This window comes from Streptomyces sp. NBC_01571 (assembly GCF_026339875.1).
Taxonomy (GTDB): domain Bacteria; phylum Actinomycetota; class Actinomycetes; order Streptomycetales; family Streptomycetaceae; genus Streptomyces.
Window position 1 is genome coordinate 8,443,247 of the sequence record NZ_JAPEPZ010000001.1, and the last position, 26,570, is coordinate 8,469,816.

The 26,570-nt window shown below is 69.2% G+C and carries 26 protein-coding genes and 1 pseudogene; 20 read left to right on the forward strand and 7 right to left on the reverse strand.

The genetic code is table 11. The annotated features are described in order from the left end of the window. Positions 1–139: 139 nt before the first annotated feature. The 8 genes from OHB41_RS38000 to OHB41_RS38035 all read left to right on the forward strand — a co-directional run bounded on the left by OHB41_RS38000 (position 140) and on the right by OHB41_RS38035 (position 8,640). Positions 140–1,120, forward strand: coding sequence for an aminoglycoside phosphotransferase family protein (locus tag OHB41_RS38000; protein WP_266703819.1), 981 nt, complete (start codon positions 140–142; stop codon positions 1,118–1,120). 57 nt (positions 1,121–1,177) lie between these two features. After that, positions 1,178–1,828: a DEAD/DEAH box helicase family protein gene (locus OHB41_RS38005; RefSeq protein WP_266703821.1), complete on the forward strand. Its 651-nt coding sequence runs from the start codon at positions 1,178–1,180 to the stop codon at positions 1,826–1,828. After that, on the forward strand, positions 1,807–2,403 hold the full coding sequence (locus tag OHB41_RS38010; RefSeq protein ID WP_266703823.1) for a helicase associated domain-containing protein: 597 nt from the start codon (positions 1,807–1,809) through the stop codon (positions 2,401–2,403). Before OHB41_RS38005 ends, OHB41_RS38010 begins: the two co-directional genes overlap by 22 nt. Before the next feature lie 166 nt (positions 2,404–2,569). Then, the gene (locus tag OHB41_RS38015) at positions 2,570–3,457 is read left to right on the forward strand and encodes an endonuclease/exonuclease/phosphatase family protein (RefSeq protein WP_266703825.1); all 888 of its coding nucleotides are present in this window, start codon (positions 2,570–2,572) and stop codon (positions 3,455–3,457) included. A 561-nt stretch (positions 3,458–4,018) separates the two neighbouring features. Further along, complete coding sequence (locus tag OHB41_RS38020) at positions 4,019–4,909, forward strand: phosphotransferase (protein ID WP_266703827.1); 891 nt, start codon at positions 4,019–4,021, stop codon at positions 4,907–4,909. Further along, positions 4,906–5,370, forward strand: coding sequence for an NUDIX domain-containing protein (locus tag OHB41_RS38025; RefSeq protein WP_266703829.1), 465 nt, complete (start codon positions 4,906–4,908; stop codon positions 5,368–5,370). Before OHB41_RS38020 ends, OHB41_RS38025 begins: the two co-directional genes overlap by 4 nt. A 116-nt stretch (positions 5,371–5,486) precedes the next feature. Continuing rightward, positions 5,487–7,280, forward strand: a complete 1,794-nt coding sequence (locus OHB41_RS38030; protein WP_266706452.1) for an ATP-binding cassette domain-containing protein — start codon at positions 5,487–5,489, stop codon at positions 7,278–7,280. Between the two features lie 346 nt (positions 7,281–7,626). After that, on the forward strand, positions 7,627–8,640 hold the full coding sequence (locus OHB41_RS38035) for a putative endonuclease domain-containing protein (protein ID WP_266703831.1): 1,014 nt from the start codon (positions 7,627–7,629) through the stop codon (positions 8,638–8,640). Positions 8,641–8,659: 19 nt separating this feature from the next. Here the strand turns inward: OHB41_RS38035 and OHB41_RS38040 are convergent, their stop codons facing one another. From OHB41_RS38040 to OHB41_RS38050, 3 genes are read right to left on the reverse strand one after another with little or no spacing between them, the layout of a single operon-like run. Next, on the reverse strand, positions 8,660–9,859 hold the full coding sequence (locus tag OHB41_RS38040) for an MFS transporter (protein ID WP_266703833.1): 1,200 nt from the start codon (positions 9,857–9,859) through the stop codon (positions 8,660–8,662). 7 nt (positions 9,860–9,866) lie between these two features. Further along, a complete protein-coding gene (locus tag OHB41_RS38045; RefSeq protein WP_266703835.1) occupies positions 9,867–10,337 on the reverse strand; it encodes an ArsI/CadI family heavy metal resistance metalloenzyme in 471 nt (156 codons plus the stop codon). Between the two features lie 28 nt (positions 10,338–10,365). After that, positions 10,366–11,733, reverse strand: coding sequence for an NAD(P)-binding domain-containing protein (locus tag OHB41_RS38050; protein ID WP_266703837.1), 1,368 nt, complete (start codon positions 11,731–11,733; stop codon positions 10,366–10,368). Positions 11,734–11,880: 147 nt separating this feature from the next. Here OHB41_RS38050 and OHB41_RS38055 point away from each other — a divergent pair, with 147 nt between their 5' ends. Together OHB41_RS38055 and OHB41_RS38060 are read left to right on the forward strand one after the other, a co-directional pair. Continuing rightward, positions 11,881–12,258 (forward strand): ArsR/SmtB family transcription factor, encoded by a 378-nt coding sequence (locus OHB41_RS38055; RefSeq protein WP_266703839.1) that lies wholly within the window; start codon positions 11,881–11,883, stop codon positions 12,256–12,258. Between the two features lie 107 nt (positions 12,259–12,365). After that, a complete protein-coding gene (locus tag OHB41_RS38060; RefSeq protein WP_266703841.1) occupies positions 12,366–13,019 on the forward strand; it encodes a hypothetical protein in 654 nt (217 codons plus the stop codon). A gap of 17 nt (positions 13,020–13,036) precedes the next feature. Here the strand turns inward: OHB41_RS38060 and OHB41_RS38065 are convergent, their stop codons facing one another. From OHB41_RS38065 to OHB41_RS38080, 4 genes are all read right to left on the reverse strand, one after another. Next, positions 13,037–14,206 (reverse strand): hypothetical protein, encoded by a 1,170-nt coding sequence (locus tag OHB41_RS38065; RefSeq protein ID WP_266703843.1) that lies wholly within the window; start codon positions 14,204–14,206, stop codon positions 13,037–13,039. Positions 14,207–14,337: 131 nt separating this feature from the next. Continuing rightward, positions 14,338–15,393 (reverse strand): ArsO family NAD(P)H-dependent flavin-containing monooxygenase, encoded by a 1,056-nt coding sequence (locus tag OHB41_RS38070; protein WP_266703845.1) that lies wholly within the window; start codon positions 15,391–15,393, stop codon positions 14,338–14,340. Next, on the reverse strand, positions 15,390–16,169 hold the full coding sequence (locus tag OHB41_RS38075) for an aquaporin (RefSeq protein ID WP_266703847.1): 780 nt from the start codon (positions 16,167–16,169) through the stop codon (positions 15,390–15,392). Before OHB41_RS38075 ends, OHB41_RS38070 begins: the two co-directional genes overlap by 4 nt. Next, complete coding sequence (locus tag OHB41_RS38080) at positions 16,166–16,474, reverse strand: ArsR/SmtB family transcription factor (RefSeq protein ID WP_266703849.1); 309 nt, start codon at positions 16,472–16,474, stop codon at positions 16,166–16,168. Before OHB41_RS38080 ends, OHB41_RS38075 begins: the two co-directional genes overlap by 4 nt. 91 nt (positions 16,475–16,565) lie before the next feature. Between OHB41_RS38080 and OHB41_RS38085 the strand changes: the two genes are divergently transcribed. The 10 genes and pseudogenes from OHB41_RS38085 to OHB41_RS38130 all read left to right on the forward strand — a co-directional run bounded on the left by OHB41_RS38085 (position 16,566) and on the right by OHB41_RS38130 (position 26,473). Further along, positions 16,566–16,979 (forward strand): arsenate reductase ArsC, encoded by a 414-nt coding sequence (locus tag OHB41_RS38085; protein ID WP_266703851.1) that lies wholly within the window; start codon positions 16,566–16,568, stop codon positions 16,977–16,979. Beyond that, the gene (trxB, locus tag OHB41_RS38090; protein ID WP_266703853.1) at positions 16,976–17,962 is read left to right on the forward strand and encodes a thioredoxin-disulfide reductase; all 987 of its coding nucleotides are present in this window, start codon (positions 16,976–16,978) and stop codon (positions 17,960–17,962) included. Before OHB41_RS38085 ends, trxB begins: the two co-directional genes overlap by 4 nt. A gap of 16 nt (positions 17,963–17,978) precedes the next feature. Then, positions 17,979–18,302: a thioredoxin gene (gene trxA / locus OHB41_RS38095; protein ID WP_266703855.1), complete on the forward strand. Its 324-nt coding sequence runs from the start codon at positions 17,979–17,981 to the stop codon at positions 18,300–18,302. Positions 18,303–18,379: 77 nt separating this feature from the next. After that, positions 18,380–19,813: an FAD-dependent oxidoreductase gene (locus OHB41_RS38100; RefSeq protein ID WP_266703857.1), complete on the forward strand. Its 1,434-nt coding sequence runs from the start codon at positions 18,380–18,382 to the stop codon at positions 19,811–19,813. A 70-nt stretch (positions 19,814–19,883) separates the two neighbouring features. Then, on the forward strand, positions 19,884–20,579 hold the full coding sequence (locus OHB41_RS38105) for an arsenate reductase/protein-tyrosine-phosphatase family protein (protein WP_266703859.1): 696 nt from the start codon (positions 19,884–19,886) through the stop codon (positions 20,577–20,579). Then, the gene (locus tag OHB41_RS38110; RefSeq protein ID WP_323138430.1) at positions 20,572–21,234 is read left to right on the forward strand and encodes an arsenate reductase ArsC; all 663 of its coding nucleotides are present in this window, start codon (positions 20,572–20,574) and stop codon (positions 21,232–21,234) included. Before OHB41_RS38105 ends, OHB41_RS38110 begins: the two co-directional genes overlap by 8 nt. A gap of 200 nt (positions 21,235–21,434) precedes the next feature. Next, positions 21,435–21,680: pseudogene (locus OHB41_RS38115) on the forward strand (glycosyltransferase); the annotation flags it as partial. Between the two features lie 84 nt (positions 21,681–21,764). Next, complete coding sequence (locus OHB41_RS38120; RefSeq protein WP_266703862.1) at positions 21,765–23,825, forward strand: serine/threonine-protein kinase; 2,061 nt, start codon at positions 21,765–21,767, stop codon at positions 23,823–23,825. 124 nt (positions 23,826–23,949) lie between these two features. Then, positions 23,950–25,398 (forward strand): restriction endonuclease, encoded by a 1,449-nt coding sequence (locus tag OHB41_RS38125; protein WP_266703865.1) that lies wholly within the window; start codon positions 23,950–23,952, stop codon positions 25,396–25,398. Between the two features lie 202 nt (positions 25,399–25,600). Then, positions 25,601–26,473 (forward strand): hypothetical protein, encoded by an 873-nt coding sequence (locus OHB41_RS38130; RefSeq protein WP_266703867.1) that lies wholly within the window; start codon positions 25,601–25,603, stop codon positions 26,471–26,473. Positions 26,474–26,570: the final 97 nt, after the last annotated feature.

Here is a 26,570-nt window from a genome sequence, read left to right on the forward strand (position 1 = left end):
CCTGATCCCTCACCCCGCCGGAGCCATCCGGCGCCGAGACCGTCAGTTCCGTCCGTGCCCCCCGTCGCGGGCGGAACTGGCCTCCCCCTTCGCCACATGTGTCGACCGACCGCACCGAGAGCGCCCGACAGCGAAACTCATGTCCCTAGCCTGCGAACACCTCAACGACCTGCCTGCCGATCCGGTCCCTGCCGCGACCGCAGCGCCGCCTTTCGGTGCGCCGATTCTCCTGGAAGTCGCGCCGATCCCACCGGAGTTGGCCGCCTGGGCTGGCAATCACGTAGGGCGCCACCAGGCATGGGCACTGCCCAACGACGTTTCCGGTGCCCGCTGTTGGCGGATGTCCTCGCCGGAAGGGATCATCGAGCTGCGGATTCCGCGGACTCATGGTGATCTCCAGCGCGAGGTGACTGCACACCGGCACGCCATCAGCCGGCTGGATGCCGGACTTGCGCCACGCATGGTCGGGTTCGACCCCAGACTGCGGGCGCTGCTGACGCGTGAGCCACGCGGCGAACGCGTGAACGACACTCCGGACAGGGGGCTTCACTTGAGGGAATCCGTCCACGAGCAGGCCGGGCAATTGCTGCGCAGACTGCACGAGAGCACGCTCGGGGCTGGCGACCGGCAGACTCAGGCCGCCGCGAACACCCTGCGGTACGTCGACCACCTCGACCGTGTGCTGGAACGGATCGATTCCCCGGTGCTGGCCGGACATCGTGTGCTCATCCGGGGCCGTCTGGCCGTCCTGCGGGAGGCGCTGCCGCAGCTGCCGCCTGCCTTCTGCCACGGGTCGTTCGGATCCGGGGCCTGGCGGTGGCAGCGTCCCACACGGTCCGTGGCTCTAACCGGGTTCGCCCGCGCACAACTGCTGGCTACGGTGGTCGATTTCGCCCGGCCGTCGCTGCTATGGACCGATCGGCCCGGTCTGCAGGACGCCTTCACTGGAGGGTACGGCCGACCCCTGGGTGAACTGGAGCGACGCTGGCTTGGCGACTTCGCCCTCCTGGCCGCTCTTGAGGACCTGTGGCATGCGATTCGCCTGGGCGACGCTGAAGCGCGCCTGCACCTCGCCGATGCGGTGTGTGCGGCCGTGGACCGGCTGCCCGGTCAGCCGTAGCCCTCGTCTGTGTCCTTCACTCGAACATCGTCCGTTTCAGAGGAAGCGTTGTTGACTATGCCTGGCCCCCCTCTGTGGCCTCACCAGCAAGAGGCCGTTGACGCCTTGGTCATGGCGTGCGGCGACGCCGAACGTGCCACCGCCGTCATGGCGTGCGGCACCGGGAAGACACGAACCGCGGCGGCCACGGTCGCCGCTCTGGCCGAACGGTCAGCGGTCAACCGCATCCTGATCGTCGTGCCCTTCCTGGAACTGATCACGCAGACGCTCCGGGAATGGCGGGACGTCCTCGGTCACACCGGACTGGGCCGGGTGGTCGCGGTGTGCTCCGACAAGGACGTCCTGCGTGATCATCAACCGGAACTGCACGCGCAGCACGCTGCCGTGACGACCAGCGCCCAAGAGCTCGCCCGCCTGACCGCCGGGCCGGGCCGCGTCACGGTCGCGGCCACCTACGCCAGTCTGCCGGTGATCGCCTTAGCCCATGATGCGCACGGCGTGCCCATGTGGGACCTGATCATCGCTGACGAGGCTCACCGCAGTGCAGGCCGGGCGGACAAGGCATCCGGCATGATCCACAGCAACGTCTTCATCCCCGCCTCGCGCCGGCTGTACCTGACGGCCACCCCGAAGATCATCACCGGGGCGAGATCGGCTTCCCCTGGGACGGTGCACAGGACCGGTGGATGCGCCGCTACAGCGAACTGAAAACGGTCCACGACCGCCGCGGGAGCCTGCTGCGCCTTCCGGCGGGCGATCCGGAGGCCGTGTGGCTGGAGAACCAGCGCGTCGCTCACCGCGGCGGGCGGCTCGCACCGTGGCAGATCAGGCTGATGAAGGCGGTCGGTATCGACTTCACCGACCGACGAGACGCCGCCTGGCGCAACACCTACGACACGCTCAAGACCTTTCACGCCGAACACGGTCATTGGGCTGTCCCCGATGACCTCACCACCGTCGACGGCGTCAAGGTCGCCTCGTGGCTGAGGAGCCAGCGCAGCACCAGGCGCAAAGGCTCCCTGTCCTCCGAGCACGAGAAGCTGCTCGACGACATTGGCTTCCCCTGGGACCCCGCCCAGGAACGCTGGGACACCCGCTGCGCCGAACTGGCACGGTTCCGCACCGCCCATGGTCACCTCAACGTGCGTGGCCCCGGTGAGCTGTACGCCTGGCTCTACCAGCAGCGCAAGAAATTCCGGCAGGGGAAACTCCCACCCGCTGCGCAGCAGCGGCTGGCACGAATCGACCCCCACTGGCACGACGCCGAGCACCACCGTGAGTGATCCGCCAGCAGATCGCCGGGAGCGACGGCGGCGCCTCCTGGCCCACCGTGCCGTCCCCCGCCGCCGGCCATCAGCACTCCGGCGCGGCGAGCCCGCTGGATGAGTCACCCACCGCCCCGACCATGCTGCACCGATAGCCGTCCCGGACCAGCACGAAGGAGCTCTCTTGACAATCAACAGCGACACTCTGTGCGTGGCGTCCTGGAACAAGGAGCACAACGCCCGCGGCGACGGCGGCCTGTCGAACCGCATCCTGGCCGCATACAAACCGCACATCGTGTTCCGACAGGAGCTGACCGGCGCCTGGGAGCATGGCAAGCGCGACCTCTTCGCGGAGGCGGAGGCGCTCGGCGGGCTGTTCCCCTTCATGGCCGAGCCGAGCGAGGGCCGCAGCCGCAATCCGACCGGGGTGATGGTCGATCCCCGCCTCTTCCAAATAGAAGCCCACACCGATCACGACCTTCCATGGAAACGGATCTGCCATGTGCGGGTCCGCGTGCGGGGCTGCCCCAAGCCGATCGAGCTGGCATCGGGCCATCTGTGCCACTTCGATCCCTCCCTGCGTGCCACGGAGGCCCGCAGACTCACCACACTCGCCGACCACGGCCGCACCGCCCTGATCGGCATGGACGCCAACAGCTACCCCCACCGCACGGCGGACGAGACCACCGAACTCCTCGACTGGGCCCAGGTCGAAGACCCCGTTCACTTCCAGCACCGCACCATCGAGCGGGACGGCAAACGAGTCTCCGACACCCAGCCGAGCGAGATCCTCACCGGCGGCCCCAAAGCGGTCTTCACCGACTTCGCCCACCACGCGGGCACCGTCCTGCAGCAGAAGGACGCCCTGGCCGCCACCGCCAGCCTGCGGCGCACGGACCAAGGCCCCCCGCAACGCATCGACTGGCTCCTCGGTACTCCCGACTGGAATCGAGCGCTCCTGCGCGTCGAGGTCATTACCTCCAAAGACGTACGTCGGGTGACCGACCATGGTCTCGTCATCGCCTACTTCAGCCTCCCCGCGGTGGAGCAGATGCTGAGCACCGCCGCATGACGGGGACGAGGCACGGCGAAGAGGTTCGGCAACACCGCACGCTCTGGTCACGGGCGCCCGTACCGCCGCCTTTTACACAAACCGCGCTCCCCGCCGACGCCGCCGGAGTCCGACGTCGCGCCTCGCGTCTCGTGGGCCACGGGGGCATCGGTTCGCGGCGATTCGGCCACGGCCGACGTCCCGCCAGTCCCGCAACGCCGGGGTGTGCGACCTACGTGCCCGCAATTTGCACGGCACGGACGCGACTCAAACACGCGTGTTCGAAAGCGGTGGCCCGCTCGTTGTCCCGGTCATCATCAGTCATCCCCAATCCGGCCTGCGGGCCGCGCTGTTGGTGATGCGTGCTGGTAACCGCGGTCCGCGCCGACCACCGGCACGCTCTCGCTCTCTCGTCCGGTCGACCTCAGGAGACTCCATGAACCCCACCCTCGTCACCGCCCATCCTTTCCCTGGACAGCCCGGGGCCGTCCGGGCGACTGCTGCTCGATCCCTGGTGACGATGTGCGACAGCGCTTCGGCCGGCATCGCGGATACATCACGCCCGGAACCGAGGTGGGGGGCATGAGCGTCACCACTCCGATTCCACCCCCGCTGCGGGAATGGGCCCAGGCCATCGTCGGCCCCGTGTCCGAACGCAACGTCTCCCACAACCGCCCCAACTCCCTTGTTTGGGAACTGACTTACGACACCGGTCGGGCCTTCGCGAAGCTGTCCCCGAACCCGATGTCCTTCGCACGGGAGACCCGCGCCCTGCGCGAAGTGGCACCCGGTCTGGAACCGGGCACCGTCCCCTGGCTCAGGGGAGCCGACGCACACCAGCAGGCGCTCCTCCTCTCACTCGTCCCCGGCCGCCCGGTGAAGTCGCTCTCACTCGCCCCCGGCGGCGAGCGCGCACTGCACCGCCACGCCGGGAGTTGGCTGCGGCGCTTCCACCGCGGCCCGAGCGATCTGTCGGTCCAGGACCGCAAGGACGCCGCCGCGGAGATCGCCCGGGCCGCCGCCAGCGCCGACAAGCACCTGGAACGGGCCGGGGATCTGATCAGCGCCACCGAACGGCGGACCGTTCGGTGGCATGCCGCCGAACTCGGCCGGATCGGACCACTGCCCGCCGCATACATCCACGGCGACTTCCAACCCCGCAACTGGCTGCTGGATGCTGGCCGTGCGGGCAACACGTTCGGGGCCGTGGACCTTGAACGCGCCCGCCCGCACGCCGCGGTCGCCGACGTCGTCCTCCTCACCTGCGGCCCCTGGGTCGGACACCTCGACTTGGAGCAGGCGTTCTGGAACGGGTACGGCCGCGGACTTACCGCCGAGGAGGAACGGGCGCTGCGCTGCCTGTCCGCGCTGGACGCGGCGAGCGCCATCTCCTGGGGCGTACCCAACGGAGATCACGAGATCGTCGAGCGCGGGCGGGCGACGCTGGCCCGGTTGGAGGTGCTGGCCGCGTGAGCGATTTGTACATGAGCCCGGTGAACGTCATGGTTCTCCTCGTACGCGATGACGGCCGCGTCCTGGCGGTGCAGCACAACGCAACGTCCACGACCTCACCGAATCAAGTCACAGTTGTTGGCGGCAAGTTGGAGGCCGGTGAGTTCGTGGCCGAGGGCGCTCTGCGTGAACTCGTCGAGGAAACCGGTGTCCGTGTCGCGCCCGAGGACCTGGAGTTCTGCCAGCTGATGCACTACCAGGACTCGGACGGAGTACGGGTGATCGGGACGGTGTTCACCTCACAACGCTGGCAGGGCGAGGCTCACAACGCCGAGCCCGACAAGCACGACGCGATCTTGTGGATCGATCCCGGTAATCCGCCCCCCGACTGCCACCCCTATACCCGGGAGGTCCTGGAGAGTTTCACCGCCGGGCGGCGGTACACCACCCTCACCGTGCCGGCGAGCGGGGGCGCGTCATGACACAGCCCACCGTGCCCGCGCAGGGCTCCCGCCCCTCACCCGAAGCCGCCGGAAAGACGGTTGCGCCAGCTGCGCCCGCGGAGATCAAGTACACCGGGCAGTACTCGGTCAACCCCATGGACGGGGTGTCGTTTAGGGCGTTGTGCGCCCGGATCCCGTCGGTAATGAAGAGAATCGCCAGCATGTCGTGGGCGGTCGACCGGGTGGCCGTCGTCCTGCTGCTGGTCTGCCAGGTGACGGTCGGCCTGGCGGCGGCCGGACAGCTGACCGCCACATCGAAAGTCATGCGCTCGCTCCTCGGGGACGGCACGGTGCAGGAGCGGCTGCGCCAGGCGCTGCCGGCGCTGATCTTCGTCGCGGTGATGGCCGCCCTGTCCCGTATCGCGAGTGCAGTGTCGGCCTACGGTGACCGGCGGATCACCCCGAAGCTGACCACAGAGGCCGACACGACGCTGGTCTCCTCGGTGTGCCGGGTGGAGGCCGCAGCCTACAGCGAGGATGGCTTCCACGACCGGCAGGAGGCCGCCGAGATGGGCGTGATCCGCACCCATGTGATGGTCGCCGACGCCCAGCAGTTGATGTCCTCGCTGATCCAGCTGGTCACGGCGTGCGGGGTCCTGGCGGTGCTGGACTGGCGGCTGCTGCCGTTCCTGCTGCTGGCCGTCCTCCCGGCCGGCGTCGGCTCGGTACTCACCGCGCGCGTGGACTACGACATCCACTACGCGAATATCGCCAACCGCAACGCCCGGGGAATGATGCGCTGGTGGGCGACGAGCCCGAAGTACGGCGACGAGGTCCGCGCCAACAGCATGGCCGGCTACCTGCTGTACTGGTACCGGACGCTGTCACAGCAGGCGGATGAACGCTCGCTGGCTGCGGCTCCCCGGATCCTGCGGATCAACCTGGGGGCGGCGGCGTGCGGAGGGCTGTTCCTGGTGGCCACTTGGGCGGCGCTGTACTGGCTGGCGGCCACCGGCCAGATCGCGGTGGCGATCGCCGCGACCGCGGTCTTCGCCGTACGGACCACCCTGGGCGCGCTGACCCAGCTGGTCCGTAGCGCTGCCGCGGTCTTCCACACCAGCCTCTACCTCGGCGACATGACCACCTTTCTCGACGAGGCCCAGGAAAAGGCCCCGCACCGCGGCGAGTTGACCGTTCAGGCGCCCATCGACGAGGTCCGAGTGCAGGAGGCGGCGTACCGCTACCCGGGCAAGGACAAGCCGGCCGTCGACGGGGTGTCGCTGACTTTGCGGCGCGGGCAGATCCTGGCGCTGGTCGGAGTCAACGGCTCCGGCAAGACCACCCTGACCCGCCTGCTCGCCGGGATCCTCCTGGCCGACAAGGGCACGGTGACCTGGAACGGGACAGACCTCGCTACAGTGGACCCGGACACCGTGTGGGCGCTGACCGGTCTGGTCCCGCAGGTCTTCGCGCAGTGGCCGCTCCGGCTGCGGGAGAACGTCAACCTCGGCCAGCCCCGTCCCGGCGGCGACGTGCCGGTGTGGGAGGCGATCGACGCTGTCGGACTACGCGACGCCGTCGAGGACCTGCCCGACCAGCTCGACACCCTGCTGGCGCGGGAGATCTTCAGCGGGGTGGAACTGTCCGGCGGACAGTGGCAGCGGGTGGCGTGCGCCCGAGGTCTGCACCGGCTTCCGGAGCTGCTGATCATGGACGAGCCGACCTCCCAGGTCGACCCGGAAGGTGAGCACCGGGCGTTCGAGACGCTCAAGGCCATGGCGGCGGACCGGATCACGATCGTGGTGACGCACCGGCTGGAGAACACGAAGATCGCTGACGAGATCGTCGTGATGGAGGAGGGCCGGGTCACCGAGCACGGCACCTACGAGGACCTCGCCGCCAGCGGCGGAACCTTCGCGAGGCTGCTCGCCCTGTCACAAGACCGCTGACCGCCCAGGTGTCGCCCCGTCATGGGGCGGGGCGGCACCCCCCTTCGTACCGATCTCAGATTTCCCCCTTCCCGATAGATTTTCGATGACGATCGAGCGCACACAGGTCGCCAAGCGCTCGCCCCTGCGGACCGTGCCGACGGCACCCGACCACCCCTGAGGCCGACGTCCGGATCCGCGCCCTCATCCTGCCCGCTTAGGCAGAATGCCCCCTGGGTAGCAACAGGCGGGACACCGACCGTAAGTGTCCCCAACGAGGCGGAAAGGGCGGGGAGTTAAGGTTGCCGAAGGTCATGAATGCCTCCCGGGCGACGGCGGGCGCCCAGGAACCGTTCGAGGCGAGACGATGAACTCCCCGGTTAGGCCGGAACAGCTACGCGGCGCGATCACCGACGTGCTGGAGAGCGCCGCTACCTGGCCCGAACTGCCCGGGTTGTGCCGCCGCCTCGGCCTTGACGCCGCCCCCAACCAGACTGACTGGAACGGCGGCGGCAAAGCCAAATACGTTCGGGCGCTCCTGGAGGACCACGGGCTCGCCGAACTGGTTGACCTGGCCCGGAAGGTCGTTGAGCAGGTCGGCAGCGAACGGCTGGAGAAGGAGCTGGCCCAGCTGGGCCCCCGCGGCGCCTCCGGAGAGTTCCGCAACCTCATCTTCGCCGGGACCGGCCCCAAGCCGGAGATGGTGCTCGATGACTCGGTGGGCAACTACCTGGAGATCACCTCGAATGCCGAGCACTGGCTCTTCTACGACCGGCCCCTCACCAGTCAGGGCCTGACCTGGCGGAACATGCTCGGCTGGTGGCCAACCACCAGCGCTTTCGCCGGCATCGCGGATGAGGTGGACGTGAGCGATCCGGCCGCTCTGGGGCACACCCTCTACAAGCGCCTCTTCGCCTCCCTTCCCGCCACCTCGCCGCCCGCCCAGAAGCTGTTCATCACCTACTGCTCCCGCTACGGACGGCCGGACGGCCTCGACCAGCCGGCACTCATCCCGGAAGTGCACCTGCACTACGACCCCTACACGCGGCGCGAGCGGGGCGGGCGAGGCCCGTTGAACCGCGAGCGCATGGACTTCCTGCTCCTGCTCCCCAACCGCGTCCGGATCGTCATCGAGGTCGACGGAAAGCACCACTACGCCCGTCAGCAAGCCTCCCCCGCGGGGCAGGAGGCGTGGACGGCGGCGCCGGACCTCTACTCCGTCATGGTCGCGGAGGATCGCGCCTTGCGGCTCAAGGGCTACGAGGTGTACCGGTTCGGCGGCTACGAGCTCATGCAGCCCGAGGCAGAGGACGTCCTGAGTACGTTCTTTGACCGTCTTTTGGCCGACTCAGACGTCTCCCCGCCCCCATCAACTGACTGACCTGCGCGAAAGGGCCAGCTCAGCTCCCCAGCGCGAGCAACGCTGCTGCGGCGGAGACCAGAGCGAGGACCGTAAACAGGCCCGGATAGCCGCCGAGCGGTCCGGCCAGCGCGGCTCCCGCGAACGGAGCCAGGGCGGAGGCGATGGTGGCCGGTGCGGCCAACAGCCCGGACAGGCGCCCGTAGTGGGTGGTGCCCCAGCGGTCGGTGACGGCGGTGGCCTGGAGCAGGGTGAGGTTGCCCCGCACCATTCCGGCCGCGATCGCGATCCCCACGAGCAGGGGGAACGGGCCGGAGACCACCGCGAACGTGGCGGTCGTGATCCCGCCGAGCCCGATCAGGGTGACGGTGCGGGTGGTGACGCCGGTGCGGCGGGCGAGGGTGGCGTACAGGGTGCGGCCGAGGGTCTGGCCCAGGCCGCCGAGGCCGAGGGCCCAGGCGGCGGCGGTGGGGCTGGCGCCGCGTGTGATCAGCAGGGGTACGAGGGCGATGACGACCGCGTACATGGCGAAGCTGTTCAAGGTCATGGCCGTGGCGAGCATCAGGAACGGTCGGCTGCGGGTCACCGAGCCGCTGTCGGTGGCCTGTTGGGGCGGTGGCGCTGGGGCGGGTGGCCAGGGTCCTCGGAGCGCGAGGGCATGGGCGGGGATGGTCACGAGGGCCAGGACCAGGGCGAGTACGGCGTACGTGTCGCGCCAGCTCAGGTGCTCGGCGAGCGTCGCGGTCAGTGGTGCGAAGGCGGTGGAGGCCAGGCCGCCGGCGAGGGTGACGATGGTAAGCGCGCGGACGCGGCCGCTTCCCCACCAGCGGGTGAGGGCGGCGAAGGCGGGCTGGTAGAAGGTGGTGGCCATGGCCATGCCCGCCAGGAGCCAGGCGGCAGTGAAGGCGATCAGGTTGGGCGCGGAGGCGATGGCCAGCACGGCGGCGACTGCCAGCACCGAGCCGGTAGTCATCACGGCGCGCGGTCCCCGGCGATCGAGGATCCGGCCGACCGGGATGCCGGTGACAGCGGAGACCAGAAGTGCGCCCGAGAAGGCGCCGGTCGTGGCGGTGGACGACCAGCCCGTGGCGGCGGTGATCTGCGGATTGAGGACGGGGAAGGCGTAGTAGACGATCCCCCAGCTGGTGATCTGGGTGGCGCACAGGGCGGGCAGGGCTGCGCGGGGCCGTGACCGGACCCCCGTCCCGGTCACGGCCTCGCTGGCACGGAGGTCGGTCATCGGCGGATCAGCAGCAGCCGCCTGCCGCGACCGGTTCCTGAGCGCCAGCGCCGGTGTCGGCCTCGGCCGTGCCGGTGCAGCAGGTGCTGCCCTGCTGCTTGGCGAGGGAGTCGGCGTCGGCCTTGACGACGTAGACCTCCCAGGGTTCCTGGCCGGGGCCGTGGACCCAGACCTTGTCCTGGAGGGCGTAGCAGCAGGTGGTGTCGTTCTCCACGTCGGTGGCCAGGCCGGCCTCGCCCAGGCGGGCGGTGGCGGCGTGGACTGCCTCGGCCGTCTCGACCTCGACGCCGAGGTGGTCCATGCGGGTCGCCTCGCCTGCGGTGCCTTCGATGAGGACGAGCTTGAGCGGGGGCTCGGTGATGGCGAAGTTGGCGTAGCCGTCGCGGAGTTTGGCGGGCTCGGTGCCGAACAGCTTCGTGTAGAAGGCGACGGACGCGGCGAGGTCGGGGACGCGCAGGGCGAGCTGTACGCGGGACATGGCGAACCTCCTTGGGTGGGTGGGGTGGTCAGCAACCACTGGAGGTGGTGGCCGGGGCGCCGATGCCGATCTGGAGCGTGGTGGGGGCCGCGCAGCAACCGGCGCCGGACTGCTCGGCGTTGTCCGGCTCGTCGAACAGGCCCGCGCCGCCGCACACGCCGGTCTCCGGGAGGGTGAGTTCGACGCGTTCGGCGGCCTCCTGGTCTCCGGCGAGGGCGGCGGTGATGGAGCGGACCTGCTCGTAGCCGGTCATCGCGAGGAACGTGGGGGCGCGGCCGTAGGACTTCATGCCGACCAGGTAGACGCCCTGTTCCGGGTGGGAGAGTTCGTTGACGCCGTGCGGGTAGACGGTGCCGCAGGAGTGGACGTTGGGGTCGATCAGCGGGGCGAGGGTGGTCGGGGCCTGGAGCCGCTCGTCGAGGCCGAGGCGGAGTTCGGACAGAAAGGACAGGTCCGGGCGGAAGCCGGTCAGGACGATCACCTCGTCGACCGGGTCGAGACGGCGACCGCCTTCGGCGATCAGGACCAGTCGGCCCTCGGCGTCTGACTCCACAGTCTCGGTGCGGAAGCCGGTGACCGCGCTGGCGTGGCCGGCCTCGACGGCTTCCTTGGCGCGCAGGCCGAGCGCGCCGCGGGCGGGGAGCTGGTCGGACTCGCCGCCGCCGTAGGTGTTCGCGCCGATGCCGCGCCGCAGGATCCAGACTGCGTGCGTGCCGTCCTCGTCCTTCGCGAGGTCGGCGAGGAGCGCGAGAGCGGTGAAGGCGGAGGCGCCGGAGCCGACGACTGCGGTGCGCCTGCCCGCGTACCGGGCGCGTACGGCGGGGTCGCCCAGGTCGGGGACACGGTACGCAATGTGGTCGGCGGCGGTCTTCTCGCCGAGGGCGGGCAGGCCGTCGGCGCCCATCGGGCTGGGGATGGTCCAGGTGCCGGAGGCGTCGATGACGGCGCGGGCGGTGATCCGCTCCTCGTGGCCGTCGGCGGACCGGACGTGCACGGTGAACGGCTGCTCGTCGCGGCCCGCGTCGACGATCCGGTCGCGTCCGGCGCGGGCCACGCCGGTGACCGTGGCGCCGTAGCGGACCTTGTCGCGTAGGGCGTCGGCGAGCGGCTGGAGGTAGCGCTCGGCCCAGTCGCCGCCGGTCGGGTAGGTCGAGGCGTCGGGGCGGACCCAGCCGGTCGGGGCCAGCAGCTTCTCCGCGGCCGGGTCGATGACCTCGCCCCAGGTGGAGAACAGGCGGACGTGCGACCACTCGCGTACAGCGGCGCCTGCGGCTGGTCCGGTCTCCAGGACCAGGGGTTCGATGCCGCGCTCGACGAGATGGGCGCCGGCGGCCAGGCCGCTCGGTCCGGCTCCGATGACCACGACGGGCAGCTGGTCGGTGGTGGGCGCGTTCACGAGATTTCCCCTTTGTTTCGACGTTTGTCGATGTCTTGCCCGTCCAGGGTGGCACCTGATTAGACGGTAGTCAACATAGACATCCATCGAATCTAGATTGCAGACAGGCCCTCGCCAGCCTGGTTCGATGTGTGTCAACATAGATGCATGTCGAACACGAAGGTGCTGCCACTGCTGGAGGCCGAGGTCTCCGAGACCGTCGCGCCGTGCTGCCCTCCGCTGACCGAGCGTCCCTTCACGGCCGACGAGGCCGAGGCGGCCGCGCGGATGTTCAAGGCGCTCGGCGACCCGGTGCGCCTGCGGCTGTTCTCGGCGGTGGCCTCGCACGAGGGCGGCGAGGCGTGCGTGTGCGACATCTCCGACGTCGGAGTGTCCCAGCCGACCGTCTCCCACCACCTGAAGAAGCTCAAAGAGGCCGGCCTGCTCAGCTCCGAGCGGCGCGGCACCTGGGTCTACTACCGCGTCGAGCCGTCGGTGCTGGCCGCGATGGGCAAACTGCTGACCATCGCCCCGGCCGTGGCCTGACCCCGCAGCGCACCTGCCCTGGGGAAGCACCCTCGGCAAGCGGTGCACAGATCTCACAGGCACGAAAAGCGGTAGTAGGCGGACAGAGCGGTTGTCATCCTGAGCGGGTGGACGAAGCAGAAGACCGGATGAGCCTGCCCCGACCCCGGTGGTCGAATCACGAGATCGCCATCTGGGGCGGGGACAGCGAAGATGATCTCGCCATCGCGAACGGCTACCTGGATGTGGCCGAGATCGCCGCGCGGCACTGGATCGCCCGCGGCCCGAACGACTTGCTGCCCATCCCCATCCTGTACAACTACCGGCACAGCATCGAACTGACGCTGAAGTGGCTGATCCGTACCGCAGCTCGCTGCGCACTCCGGGAGGGCTACAGCGGCCCCGAGGACCTGAGCCCCGCCAAGCTGGATGAGCGGCTGCGCACGCACAACATCAGGAAGCTGGCGGACTGCCTCAACCGATACCTCGCGCTCCTGGATCTGCCGAAGCCGGAGCAGCGCATCGACCCGGAGTCCTGGAAGCAGCTGAACTGGCTGGACAGCGAGGACGCGACGGGCGAGACCTTCCGCTACGCCGTGGTCGGCCACGGCCCCCACCGTGCTGCGGCCCGCCCCGTGCAGCAGAACGTGAATTTCTACGAGCAGGTCAACGAGCTGCACAAACTGGCCCACCTGCTGTGGGGTGGTTACGCCTCTCACCTCAGTGTCTACGAGGACTGGCAGATGGAGTACATCGAGGAGATGCGCGCCGCCGGGTACTGAGCCGCTCGCAGCCGTCGCTACGGCGTCGGCTTCTTGTGGCGGTCGAGCAGCTCGGTGAAGAAGTCGGCGAGGACCTGCGGGCTGTCCGGCCGGGTGAGTTCCCAGCCGCCGAAGCGGTAGATCTCGTAGCCGGCCAGCCGCAGGCGGCGGTCCTCGGCGGCCATCTCCGAATACAGCCTGGGCGAGGCGGTGTAGGTGACGCGGCCGTTCTCGTCGGGCGGGTTCTTGGTGCCGTAGTGGTGGGCGCCGTCGACCTCGATGACGATGCGGGAGCGGTCGGGGGCCAGCAGGAGGAAATCCATGCGCTGCCGGTACAGGGCACCGCTGTGCTCGCTGCTCTTGCGGGTGTAGGGGTCGTAGTGCAGGTAGACCTGAGGGATCAGGGCGGGCAGGTCGAACCCGTCGGGTTCGGCGTAGCGGGCACAGTAGGTACGCAGGAGGGTCTGCTCGGGAAGGGAGTCCAGGGAGCGGTACAGCCGCCGGTACAGGGCATCAGCAGCGGCGGGCTCATCGGCGGACGGCATATGGTTCGTCGCCCACCAGGTGACCATCTGCCTCCAGGTCAGGCCGTGCGCCGGCAACGGGTCGCTGTACACGAGGCAGTTCTCGGCGTTCTGGACGATCTCCACGTCGTTGTTCACGGCGTCCCGGAGCACGATCTTCGGCTTCGGGCCGACCGCCGCGAAGATCAGGTTCTTGAAGGTTCCGCGGGGCCCGTTCTTGAAGCGTTGCTCGTATTCGATCTCCTGAAGTTCCTCCAGGGCCTCGCGGGTCGGCCCGAGAAGCTCTTCGATGCAGTCGCGGCGCGCCTGCCAGCCACCCCCTCCAGACATGTCGTTCTTGCGCCAGTAGTCGTAGAACCCGCTGTGGTGCCGGAACGGCAACTGCGGAGGCTCCAGCCCCAGTCGGCCGAGGACCGCCCGGTGCGCCTTGACGGCGAGGACCACCTCCTCGTCGTTCATGCGTTCGGTGTGGCTGGTACCCCGGGCGACCAAGTCTTCGTGCAGCAACCGGGTCAGGGCCACGGCCACATCCAGGTCCGGCTCGGCGGGCAGCGGGCCGAAACGCAGCAACTCCATCAGTTCGACATCGAGCCCCCAGAGCTGACACATCCACTCGCCGGGCCGAAACTCGGTCCAGTCCACCGTGTCGTCGGGCTTGGTGCGGAAGAAATCGTCTGTATGCACGCCTGCGCCTCCCCATACCGCCAGCGATGTGATTGTCTCCGCCCCCACTGACAACGCGAGGCCGTTCTCGCCGATGGGCCCGGTAGGACTGCGGATCGCTGCCGCTCCGTTGATGCTCGTGCGGCTGGGTCCTACGCGAGCAGGTCGTCGATCTCGCGGGTGGCCTCGCGGGCGGGGCGTCCGACGCCGATGAGGGTGGCGGAGGCGGGGCCGGTCCAGTCGCCGTAGCCGAGCAGGTGCAGGCGCGGTTCACTGAGCGCGCGGGTGCCCGTCGTGGCGATGTGGCCGCGACGGCCGCGCAGTTGGAGCGGGGCCAGGTGGGACAGCGCGGGCCGGAACCCGGTGCACCAGATGATCGCGTCGACCTCGGCCCGGATTCCATTGGCCCACTCGACACCGCCGGAGTTGAGCCGGGTGAACATCGGGCGCCTGGCGAGCAGGCTGCGGTCACGGGCTTCGCGCACGGGCGGGACGGCGACGATGTCGCCGAGCGAGGCCACGCCCCCGACGTCCGTACGCCCCTCATCCAGGGCGCGGCGGCGGGCGGTGGCCACGTCGAACAGGATGCGGCCGTCGATGTCGTCGGCGAGGAAGCGGGGCTGGCGCTGGGTGGCCCAGGTCAGGTCCGTGCCACGGGCGAGGTCTGCGGCGATCTGGGCTCCGGAGTTGCCGCCGCCCACCACGATCACGCGCTGGCCCGCGAAGTCGGCGGGGCTGCGGTACTCCACCGTGTGCAACTGACGGCCCTTGAAAGCCACTTGGCCGGGGACCGCGGGCAGGAAGGGTCGCCACCAGGTGCCGGTGGCGCTGATTACCGAGCGGGCGAGCCAGGTGCCGGAGTCGGTTTCCACACGCAGGAGTTGGCCGTCCCGATGGACGCCGAGGACGCGCACGGGTCGCTCGATGGGCAGCTCGTACCGCTTCTCGTAGTCGGCGAGGTAGTCCACCACGTGCTGTGCGTCGGGGTAGGTCTCACCGGGCTGCGGTGGCATGAGGCGGCCGGGCAGCGAGGAGTACACGGCCGGGGAGAACAGCCGGAGCGAGTCCCAGCCGTGCTGCCAGGCTCCGCCGGGTGTGGTCTGGGCGTCGAGGATGACGAAGTCGAGGCCGAGGCGGCGCAGGTGGTATCCGGCGGCGAGTCCGGCCTGGCCGCCGCCGATCACCACGACCTGGGTCCTGTTGGTCACTCGGCCGATCGTCCGGGCATGAAGATGAGCGCGACCAGCGCCAGTCCGACCACGCCGCCGACGAGCTGCATACCGATGAACCCCGCAAGCGAGCCGGGGGCGATGCCCGCGAACGTGTCGGTGAACGCTCGGCCGATGGTCACCGCCGGATTCGCGAAGGACGTGGACGAGGTGAACCAGTAGGCGGCGCCGATGTAGGAGGCGACCGCGACCGGCGCGAAGCGCAGCTGGTTCGTGCGAGCCAGGCCGAAGATCAGCAGGATCAGACCGGCCGTCGCGACGACCTCGCCCAGCAGCAGATGCCCCGCCGACCGGTCGTGGGTGGACCACTTCACGAGCGGCTCGCCGAACATCGCGTCCGCCAGGATCGCACCGGCGATCGCGCCCACGATCTGCGCGGGCAGATAGACAGCCGCCTCGCGCAGGGTGACCCCGGCGCCGCCGCGGCGGGCGGTCCACCACTCGGCCAGGGTGACGACCGGGTTGAAGTGGGCGCCGGAGACCGGGCCGAGCAGAAGAATCAGGATGCCGAGGCCGAAGACAGTGGCCGTGGAGTTGGCCAGCAGTTGCAGGCCCACGTCCTTGGTCAGTTCGGTGGCCTGGATGCCGGAGCCGACCACGACCGCCACCAGTGCCGCGGTGCCTATGAGTTCGGCGGCAGCCCGGGCGACCAGGGGGGTGCGCGGCGGGGTGGCACCCGGCGCGGACCCGACAGAGGCGGGTGCGGGAGCGGGTGTCGCGGACTCCGCGGTCGGGGCGGCTTCGGCGGCGGTCATGGGCAGGCCCTCTTGTTCTCGGCGGCGGTGCGAGCGGATTCGGCCAGGTCGGCGAACTGGCCGGCGAGTGAGGCGAGGACGTCGGGCTTGAGCCGGTAGTAGATGTACCGGCCGCACGGCTCCGTCTCGACGAACCCGGCCTTGCGCAGCACCTTCAGGTGGTTGGAGAGGTTGGTCTGCTTGGCACCGGTCTCCTCCACCAGGTGGGTGGTGCACAGCGTCTCTTTGGCGAGCAAGGTCACGATCTGGAGCCTGAGCGGGTCGGCCAGAACCCGGATCAGATCAGTGTCGACTGACGTCAGCATGGACTGATACTTTCATATCAGTGGTGGCTGACACCACCGGGCGCTGATGTCATTCGCGCCTGATGTCGCCGTGAGACAAGAGAGACCTCTGATGTCCGACAAGCCCTCCGTGCTGTTCGTCTGTGTCCACAACGCCGGCCGTTCCCAGATGGCCGCCGCGTGGCTGACCCACCTGGCCGGGGACCGCGTCGAGGTCCGCTCCGCCGGCTCCAACCCGGGTGCGGGCGTCAACCCGGCCGCCGTCGAGGCCATGGCCGAGGTCGGCATCGACATCTCCGCCGAGGTCCCGAAGATGCTCACCGTGGACGCGGTGAAGGAGTCGGACGTCTGCATCACCATGGGCTGCGGCGACACCTGCCCCGTCTTCCCGGGTAAGCGGTACCTGGACTGGGACCTGGAGGACCCGGCGGGCCAGGGCGTCGAGGCCGTACGTCCGATCCGGGACGAGATCAAGGTGCTGATCGAGGGCCTGATCAAGGAGATCGCGCCGGAGCCCCAGGCATGAGCGACACGGCGACGGACATACGCAACGTCATCGTCATCGGCTCCGGCCCCGCCGGATACACCGCCGCCCTCTACACCGCCCGCGCCTCGCTGAAGCCGCTGGTCTTCGAGGGCGCGGTCACGGCCGGCGGCGCGCTGGTGCAGACGACCGAGGTGGAGAACTTCCCCGGCTTCCGCGACGGCATCATGGGCCCGGAGCTGATGGACAACATGCGGGCCCAGGCCGAGCGTTTCGGCGCCGAACTCGTCCCCGACGACATCGTCGAGGTCGACCTCACCGGCACAGTCAAGACCGTCACCGACTCGGCGGGTACGGTCCACCGGGCGAAGGCCGTCATCGTGGCAACCGGCTCGCAGCACCGCAAGCTCGGCCTGCCCGGCGAAGACGCGCTCTCCGGCCGTGGCGTGTCGTACTGCGCGACCTGCGACGGCTTCTTCTTCCGCGAGCACGACATCGTGGTGGTCGGCGGCGGCGACACGGCGATGGAGGAAGCCACCTTCCTCTCCCGCTTCGCGAAGTCCGTGACGATCGTCCACCGCCGCGACACCCTGCGGGCCTCCAAGACCATGCAGGACCGCGCCTTCGCTGACCCGAAGATCTCCTTCGCCTTCAACAGCGAGGTCGCCGAGATCCACGAGGACGGCGGCAAACTCGCCGGGCTCACCCTGCGCGACACCGTCACCGGCGAGACCTCCCGCCTCCCCGCCACCGGCCTCTTCGTCGCCATCGGCCACGACCCGCGCACCGACCTGGTCACCGGCCAGCTGGACCTGGACGGCGAGGGCTACCTCAAGGTCGCCTCCCCCTCCACGCGTACCAACATCGCGGGCGTCTTCGGCGCCGGTGACGTGGTCGACCACACCTACCGCCAGGCCATCACCGCCGCCGGCTCCGGCTGCGCGGCGGCCCTCGACGCCGAGCGATACCTCGCCGCCCTGAGCGACACCGACACCGCAGGCGAGCCCGTCCCGGCTGCCGTCTGACGCCCGGAGAAAGATCATGACTCTCAAGAACGTCACCGAGGACTCCTTCGAGCAGGACGTCCTCACCAGCGACAAGCCGGTCCTGGTGGACTTCTGGGCCGCCTGGTGCGGCCCGTGCCGACAGCTCGCCCCCTCGCTGGAGGCGATCGCCGCCGAGCACGGCGACAAGATCGAGATCGTCAAGCTGAACATCGACGAGAACCCGGCCATCGCCGCCCGGTACGGCGTGATGTCCATCCCGACGCTGCACCTCTACCAGGACGGCGAAGTCGTGCAGACCGTCGTGGGCGCCAAGCCGAAGGCCGCCCTCGGACGCGAACTCGCCGACCACCTCGCCTGACACGCGACGCCGGTGGGGGCGCCCCCAGCGCCCCCACCGAGCCCCCCTTTTCTCTGATCTCCGACGGAGGTACCCCGGTGGCCAGCAAACGCATCGTCGCCATCGGCGGGAGTGATGCCGGCATCAGCGCGGCCCTGCGCGCCCGCGAGCTGGATCCCGACAGCGAGGTCACCGTGGTGGTGGCCGACGCCTACCCGAACTTCTCCATCTGCGGCATCCCGTACTACGTCTCCGGCGAGGTCGGCCACTGGAGCGACCTGGCCCACCGCACCCTGGCGGACCTGAAGGCCACCGGCATGGAGGTACGCACCGACACCCTCGCCACCGGCATCGACGTGCCCGGCAAGCGGCTGGCCGTGCGCGACGCCGAGGGCCGCACCGAGGAACTGCCCTACGACGCGCTGATCGTGGGCACCGGCGCGGTCAGCGTCCGCCCGCCCATCGAGGGACTGAACGGCCCGGACGCGCTCGGCCCGCAGGACGGCGTCCACCTCATGCACAGCATGGGCGACACCTTCGGAATCATGCAGACCCTCGCCGCACGCCGCCCGAAGTCGGCCGTCGTCATCGGCGCCGGCTACATCGGCCTGGAGATGGCCGAGGCCCTCACCACCCGCGGCCTGCACGTCACCCAGATCGAGGCCCTGCCCGAGGTCCTCCCGACCGTCGACCTGGAGCTCGGCGCTCTCGTCCACGCCGAGCTCGAAGCCCACGGCGTCGAGGTCATCACCGGCACCCAGGTCTCCGCGATCACCCGCGACCCCACCAGTGACGCCCTTCACGTACGGGCCACCGGACCCGACGGCCGTACCTTCACCCGCGGCGCCGACCTCGTCCTGGTCGTCGTCGGCGTACGCCCCGACACCACCCTCGCCGCGACCGCCGGAGCCCAGCTCGGCATGAAAGGCGCGATCGATGTCGACGAGTACATGCGCACCTCGCTGCCCGACGTGTACGCGGCCGGAGACTGCGCCGTCACCCACCACCGCCTCCTCGGCAAGACTTGGCTGCCGCTCGGGACGACCGCCCACAAGCAGGGCCGGATCGCAGGAGAGAACGCCCTCGGCGGCAGCCGCTGGTTCGCGGGCAGCCTCGGCACCCAGGTGGTCAAGGTCTTCGACCTCGTCGCCGCCCGCACCGGCCTGCGCGACCACGAAGCCACGGACGCCGGACGGAGCTGGACCCCGGCGACCACCGCGAGCCGCCCCGACGACCACAAGGCGTACTACCCCGGCGCCACCCCGATCTCGATCCGCGTCACCGGCGACACCGAAAGCGGCCTCCTGCTCGGCGCCCAGCTCATCGGACGGGTCGGTGTGGAGATCTCCAAGCGTGTGGACACGTACGCCGCCGCGCTCTTCCACGGCATGCCGGTGGACGGCCTCAGCGAACTCGACCTCTCCTACACCCCGCCGCTCGGCTCCCCCTGGGACGCGGTCCAGGTCGCAGCGCAGGCATGGATGACCGAGCACCACCTCGACGTACAGCGCCGGATGCTCGGCGCCTTCTGACCCTGGACACTGCCCGCTGACTCTCACGGGACCATTGACACACTGCATTAGCTCAATGAAAATTGACTCAATGAACGCTGAGTGGTCTGCATCGGTAGTGGCGCGAGCGAAGCGGCACGCGGCGCTGGGGGAACCCGCGCGTCTGGCGATCATCGACCGGCTGTTGCTGGGCGACGCCTCGCCCGGTGAACTCGGTCAGGAGTTGGGCCTGCCCAGCAACCTTCTGGCCCACCACCTCAAGCTGCTCGAACAGGTCGGCCTGATCGAGCGATCCCGCTCCGAAGGAGACCGACGGCGCACCTACCTGCGCCTACGCGTGGAAACCCTGGCCGACACCATGCCCGCACCTCTACGGACGGCACCTCGCGTGGTGTTCGTCTGCACCCACAACTCCGCCCGCTCCCACCTCGCCGCCGCCCTCTGGAAACGCCACAGCACCGTCCCGGCCGCCTCGGCCGGCACCGAGCCCGCACAGCGAGTCCACCCCCGCGCCGTCGTGACTGCGCGGAAACACGGCCTCTCCCTGGCCCACGCCCGCACCTCCCACATCGACGAGACGCTGCGCCCGGACGACCTCGTGGTCGCCGTCTGCGACAACGCTCACGAACAGCTCGGCCCCCGGGTCCCCGACCGCCTGCACTGGTCGGTACCCGACCCCACCCGCACCGGCACCGACGACGCCTTCGCCGACGCCCTGAGTGATCTCGCCGACCGGATCGACCGGCTGGCTCCCGCCGTCCGCCCGCCAGGAGGCAGCGATGACTGAGACCGCGCCCACCCCGCACCGCAACCTGAGCATCGACCAGCAACTCGCCCTGCGCACCGCCGCCACCCACCTGAGCCGAGAGTTCGACGGAGTCTTCGGCCAGGAGACCATCGAACGCTTCCTGCACTCCAGCTACGACCAGTTCGCCGGCCGCAGCACCATCCCCAACTTCCTCCCGCTCATCGCCGAACGCTTCGCCCGCCAGCGCCTGCGCGCCCTGGCCAAGGTCGAAGGCCACCACACCGACGGCAAGCCCGTCGTGCTCTTCCTTTGCGTCCACAACGCCGGCCGCAGCCAGATGGCCATGGGCTTCTTCCAGCACCTCGCCGGCGACAAGGCCGTCGCCTGGTCCGGCGGCTCCGAACCCGGCTTCGAGGTCAACCCCTCAGCCATCGCCGCGATGAGCGAGCGCGGCATCGACATCTCCCGCGAGTTCGCCAAGCCCTGGACCGACGAGGTCGTCCGCGCTGCCGACGTCGTCGTCAGCATGGGCTGCGGCGACGCCTGCCCCGTCTTCCCCGGCAAGCGGTACCTCGACTGGACCCTCGACGACCCCGCCGGCCAGAACGTCGACGCCGTCCGCCCCATCCGCGACGACATCGAGCGCCGCGTCCGCGGCCTCCTCGACGAGCTCGGCGTCCCAGCCCAGCACTGACCGCACCGCACCCGACGGCGAGTCCACGGCGGGCGGGGCGAACCCAGATCCCACCCACCGTCGCCAACAGCCCAGGAACTCTGCACACTTCACCGATCGAGGGGACCACTCACGTGTCCTCCGCTGCCGTTAGCCGGATCAGTCGACCCGTACTTACCCAACTCCTCTTGCATAGAAGCTAGTTCGAGGCGCATCCGACCGTCAGAGCCGGTGTCCGGAGCGGGGATGCGGTGGCGGCATGGGCGGGCGGTGCCGCGTGGGCGGTGACGGCGGGGACTTACGTGCCGATGCACTGTTATCGTCAGCCCTTGTGGCTCGCTCCGCTGCCGCCCTTCACCGGGTTCCTCCATCTTCTGATGACGGTGGACTTGGCGGTGCTGCACCACCGGGGCCGGGGCGCGGCGTGGAAGGGCCGGAAGTACGCGCGCCCGGAGGCGGCGCCGGACTGGCGAACGGCTGGACTTCCGGTCGACGCCCGGCCGATACGCTGGAGAGCCGGACAACCAGCCTCTCGCGTAGGAGACTTAGCCTTGCCGCAGCTCGCCTTCGTGCACACCTTCTGGACCGACTACGAGCAGCTGGACAAGCCCGTCCGGGCCGGCGTTCGCAAGGCGATGACCAAGTTCCAGTCGCTGACGGTGGCCGAGTTGTACGCGGACAAGGGGCTGGGGTTGTCCGTTGCGCGCATGGCCCGTGATCCGCGGATGAGGACGATACGCATCACGGCCTTCTGGAGGGGCGTGCTCCTCGCGCCCGACGACGGAAGTGAGACCTTTCTCCTCCTCAAGGTGCTGCCGCACGACGAGGCCTTGCAGTGGGCCGCCACCCGGCTCTTCTCTGTGAACTCCGCGATGGGAAGCCTGGAGGTACGGGACATCGCGGCGATGGAGCGGCTGGTCAGTTCGCGGCCCGCCTCCCACGCTCCGACGACTCTCTTCGCCCGGTTCTCCGCCACCGACCTCACAAAGCTGGGCATCGATGGCCAGACCCTGGAGGCCATCCGTACCATCACGGACAGGGCGCAGTTCGACGCCTTCCAGCCGCTGCTTCCCGAAGACCAGCGCGAGGTGCTCCAGTACCTCGCCGAGGGGTTCGATCCCGCGGAGGTCTTCCGGAACGTCATCGCTCCCCGGCGGCCGGCGGACGCGAACTCTCCGGCTTCGACGAGCCTCGCGGATGCCATCGCCCACACGAGCGACCGGATCACCCTCTTCTCGGAAGCCGGGCAACTGGAGGAGATCGCTGGCAAGCCGCTAGTCGCGCCGCGAACGGTGGAGCTGGTCAGCACCTCCAGACCGGGCGAGCGCAAGGACTACCGATGTGAACGGCTACCCCTAGCCGACGGCGGCCAGGCAGACGTCTTCAAGGCTGTGCACAAGCCCAGCGGTAAGGTCGTCATCCTCAAGAAGCTGAAGGACAAGTACCCGCCCGGCCGTCAAGTTGCCCGCATGAAGCGGGAGATCGAATGGGGGCGCAGCCTGACCGGGAACCCGCACGCGATGCCGGTCCTGGACTTCGATCCCAAGTACACCTGGTTCGTCATGCCGTACGCGGAGGCCACCGCCGAGAGCTGCCGGGAAGAGTTCTCCGATGATGCGGCCCTGCGGGAGCTGCTGGAGTCCCTCTGCTCGGTCCTCGCGGTGGCGCACCGTGAGGGATGGATCCACCGGGACATCAAGCCGGCCAACGTTCTGCGTCTGAACGGCCGCTGGGTCCTGGCGGACTGGGGGATCGTGCGGCGGCCCTTGGGACAGACGACCGATCCGCAGCGGACCCGCGTGGGGGTCTTCCTCGGCTCCGAGGGTTTCGCGGCCCCTGAGCACTACAGCGACGCCCACCTCGTGGGCCCCACTGCCGACATCTACAGCCTGGGACAGCTCATCGGATGGGCCGTCACGGGCGAGATGCCCCTCGTGAACGTTCCGTTGCTCCCCAAGTCGGGCCCCTGGCGTGCGATCGTCCGGGAGGCGACCCAGAGGGACCCGGAGCGACGTCCGGCCACGGTGTCTGCCTTCCTCGATTTCGTCGCGCAAGAGCTGGACGAGCCGGAGGAGCCCGTTGCGCTACGCGGCGAGCACCTCCAGCGGGAACTGTTCGCCGGGTTGACGGGTGCGGGGTCGGACCTCCTGACGCTGGCCGCTACGCATCCCGATGACGCGGCTCTCTACTTCGACGTGCTGATCAAGGTTCCCGTCGCCTCGATCATGGCGGATCTGCTGGCCGACGCCGCTCGTGGGGTCGAGGTCGTGTCCGCGATGGCGACACTTTTCGGTTCGGACGTCTCCCACGGTTCCGAGGAACTCGGCGCCACCGTCAGGTGGCTGGCCGGTATCGCCGAGGAGGCGGCTCGGGCGAGGGAGCTCGATCTCCTGGAAGCGTGCTGCGGTGGCGCGTTCGAATGGATCCCCCTCCTGGACGACCAGAGCGGCCAGGCCGAGGGCTTCTCCTGGTGGACGACCCTGAGCGGGGACGCCGCCAGCTCAGTGGCGGCGATGCTGCGACAGCACCCGGAGTGCGTGACGTACTTCGGCCACCTGGCGCACGACCTCCGTGTCGACCACCGGATTCGCGCGGCCATCGCCCAGCAGTAGACCGGTTTGGCGCAGTCGGCGCGGTGCAGCGCTCCTGCGTGCTCGTTGCTACCGAGCATCCGAGCCCCTCGACTTATGCAAGTCTGCCTCCGATTGATTGTGATGGCCGGACGAAGGGGCGACGATGCCACGGGGAACTCTGTCGGCAGATTTCGAGCGCCTGCGTGCAGTGATGAACGCACAGCAGCGGGGCCGGAAGTTCGAACAACTGCTGGAGCGGCTCTTCCAACAGGCGCACTTCCGTGTCGACCGTGACGCGGGCATCTCGGCGCCACGGCAGACAGACCTTGTGGCTCGCTACGGCAACGTGTGGTACCTGATCGAGGCGAAGTGGCAGAACGCCCCAGCCGACGTGGACGTTTTCGACGCCGTCTTCCGACGGTTGGAGCGGGCGGCATCGTCCCGGGTCGTCGGTGTGATTGTGAGCGTGTCGGGGTTCACCGACACCGTGATCAACGAGGCGGCGCAGTGCCGCGGGCAGGAGCTGGTGCTCCTCCTCGGGGAGGAAGAGCTGGCCGAGTTGCTTGCCGCACCTGCGTCCGTGGCGGAGCTGCTGCAGCGCAAGCGGGAGCAGCTCGTCACCCACGGACGCGTGCACCTGGCCGCTGGCGCCAAGCCTCGGCGGCGCAGACGGCGCCCCTCCAGCGACCTTCCCGCCTCCGATCTTAGGCTGCTCGGTACCGACCTCGCCCCGCTGTCGTACGCGGCTGGCGACGGAGGCTTCACCGACCTGGTGTTCGTCCAGGAGCTACCGGATGTGGACTGGGTGCCAGCCGGCGGGAGCGGAGTGTGTCTCGATCTGCCGATCGGCGCCTTCGATGAGAATGGGCTCGCCGACCTCCTGCACGCCTTGACCTCGCTGGGCTGGACCACCTCCCAGCCGCAATGGTCGATTCAACAGGCCACCCGCAACTGGCACGGTGTGGGTGCCCGTGAATTCCTCGATACGCTCCGTGCCTGGGAACAGCGCTACGACGGCCTGGACGAGGACGACGTACACCACACAGAGAAGGTGACCTACGTCGACACCTTCCCGGATGGAGGAGGTTTTTACACGCTGGCCGCCGACGTCTCCAGCCACCCCTCACGTAGGGTCCAGTTCTGCCACGTTTCCTTCCAGCTCACCGGCATTCCGCTGGACACCCAGGCGCTCCGTCATCTTTTCGAGCAGTTCGACGCCGTCGGCACCGGCTACTTCCGGCCTATGACAGCCAAGGCCGTCACCCGGGGCTGGCTCCTGGAGCCGCTGCCGTTGGAGGTTGTTGGCTACCTCGTCTCCCACGACCCGTTCCCCGTTGAAGCGCTGGATTTGGACGACGCCGAGGAAGCTGACCTGCCCCGGCCTCCCGAAGAATGGGTGATCGGAATCGTGGCCAAGAACCCCTTCCGGGATACGGACGATGCGGCGCCCCCGGACGGCTGGCCTGGTGAGCTCCAGACCGGCGGCATCATCGTGTGCAGCCTGCGTAGTCATCACCCGCTAAGCGACACCCCCGACGGCTATCGCCTGTATGGGTGGGAGCAGGCCCGTACGACGGACGCGCTTGTACTCCGTCCTGTCGCCGACTGGTGACGTCGCAGGGGCGATAGATCACCGTCCAGGGCCCAGCCAGCCGGTGAACCATGGTGACGCGCGGTCCGTTGTTGTCTCCCATCCCAGAATCCGGGTGCCTCTGTCGGCGGAAGCGGCTGCGACGGGCTCGGTTCGTTCGTGGGCAGCGCCCGTGCACGACAAAGGAGTACGCACAACGCGCGCGGTCTCGTAGGTTGAGCGAATGCAGCCGCAGAAGGCCAGAATCCCGGTAGCTCCCCGTCATGACGAACTCCTTGCCTCGGCCATCGTGAACACCGTCCTCGGCACGCACACCGTCGGCTGCGACGACAACACCGAAGAGGGGATGGTTGACTTCGAACTCGCTCCAAGGGGTGAACGAGCGTCGACCGTCGCTCTGGAGGTCTCTTCCCACCGTGACAGCAAACTGCTGGCAGTCTGGAGCAGCCTGGACAAGCAGTATCAGGGGCAGGTGCTACCGAATCTGGCCAAGGGCTGGTTCGTCGAGTTCACTGCCGAGTCCCGTGTGAGAGGCGAGGCCGCGCGTCAGCTCGCCGATCTCCTCGCGGATTTCGAGGCCCGGGGCATCGACCGAGTCAGCGTCCGGGAATGGGAGAACCCCCACGACTGGTCTGCCGGACCACCGGACGTCCAGCATCTCAGCGACGTCACGGCTATCAGGGGCCTTGGCATCAACGCCGTCGCACAGATCGGGGAGGGCCCGGACGTGGCGGGACGGGTCTTCTACGGGAGTCTTGCGTTCGGAGTGGGGCCGTCCTCAGCTGACGACGTGCCGCCCTACGTCGAGGAGTTCCTCGCCGGAAAAGCCGGAGCGAACAAGATCAAGAAACTGGGCGAGATCAAGGACCTGGAGTCGCACCTGTTCCTGTGGGCCGACGGCACGCACATGAGCATCAGCGTTGCGCTGGACAACAGGTTCGTTCCGCCGAGAGACCCCAACGTGCCGGCGGAGATTCAGGTGGTGTGGCTATCCGGCTTCGCCTCCGCCGACACCGTGTATCAGTGGGACCGCGACAACGGGTGGCGAATCCACGACGTCACCGGGGCCGCAGCCTCGATCGATCGTGCCACGTAGGCGAAGGGACAGTCCGTAGGTGGGGCCAGGAGTCGCTCCCGAATCCATCAGCCCGCCACCACGGTGGTGCTGGTGCCTCTGATCGCCGCTTGGGAGG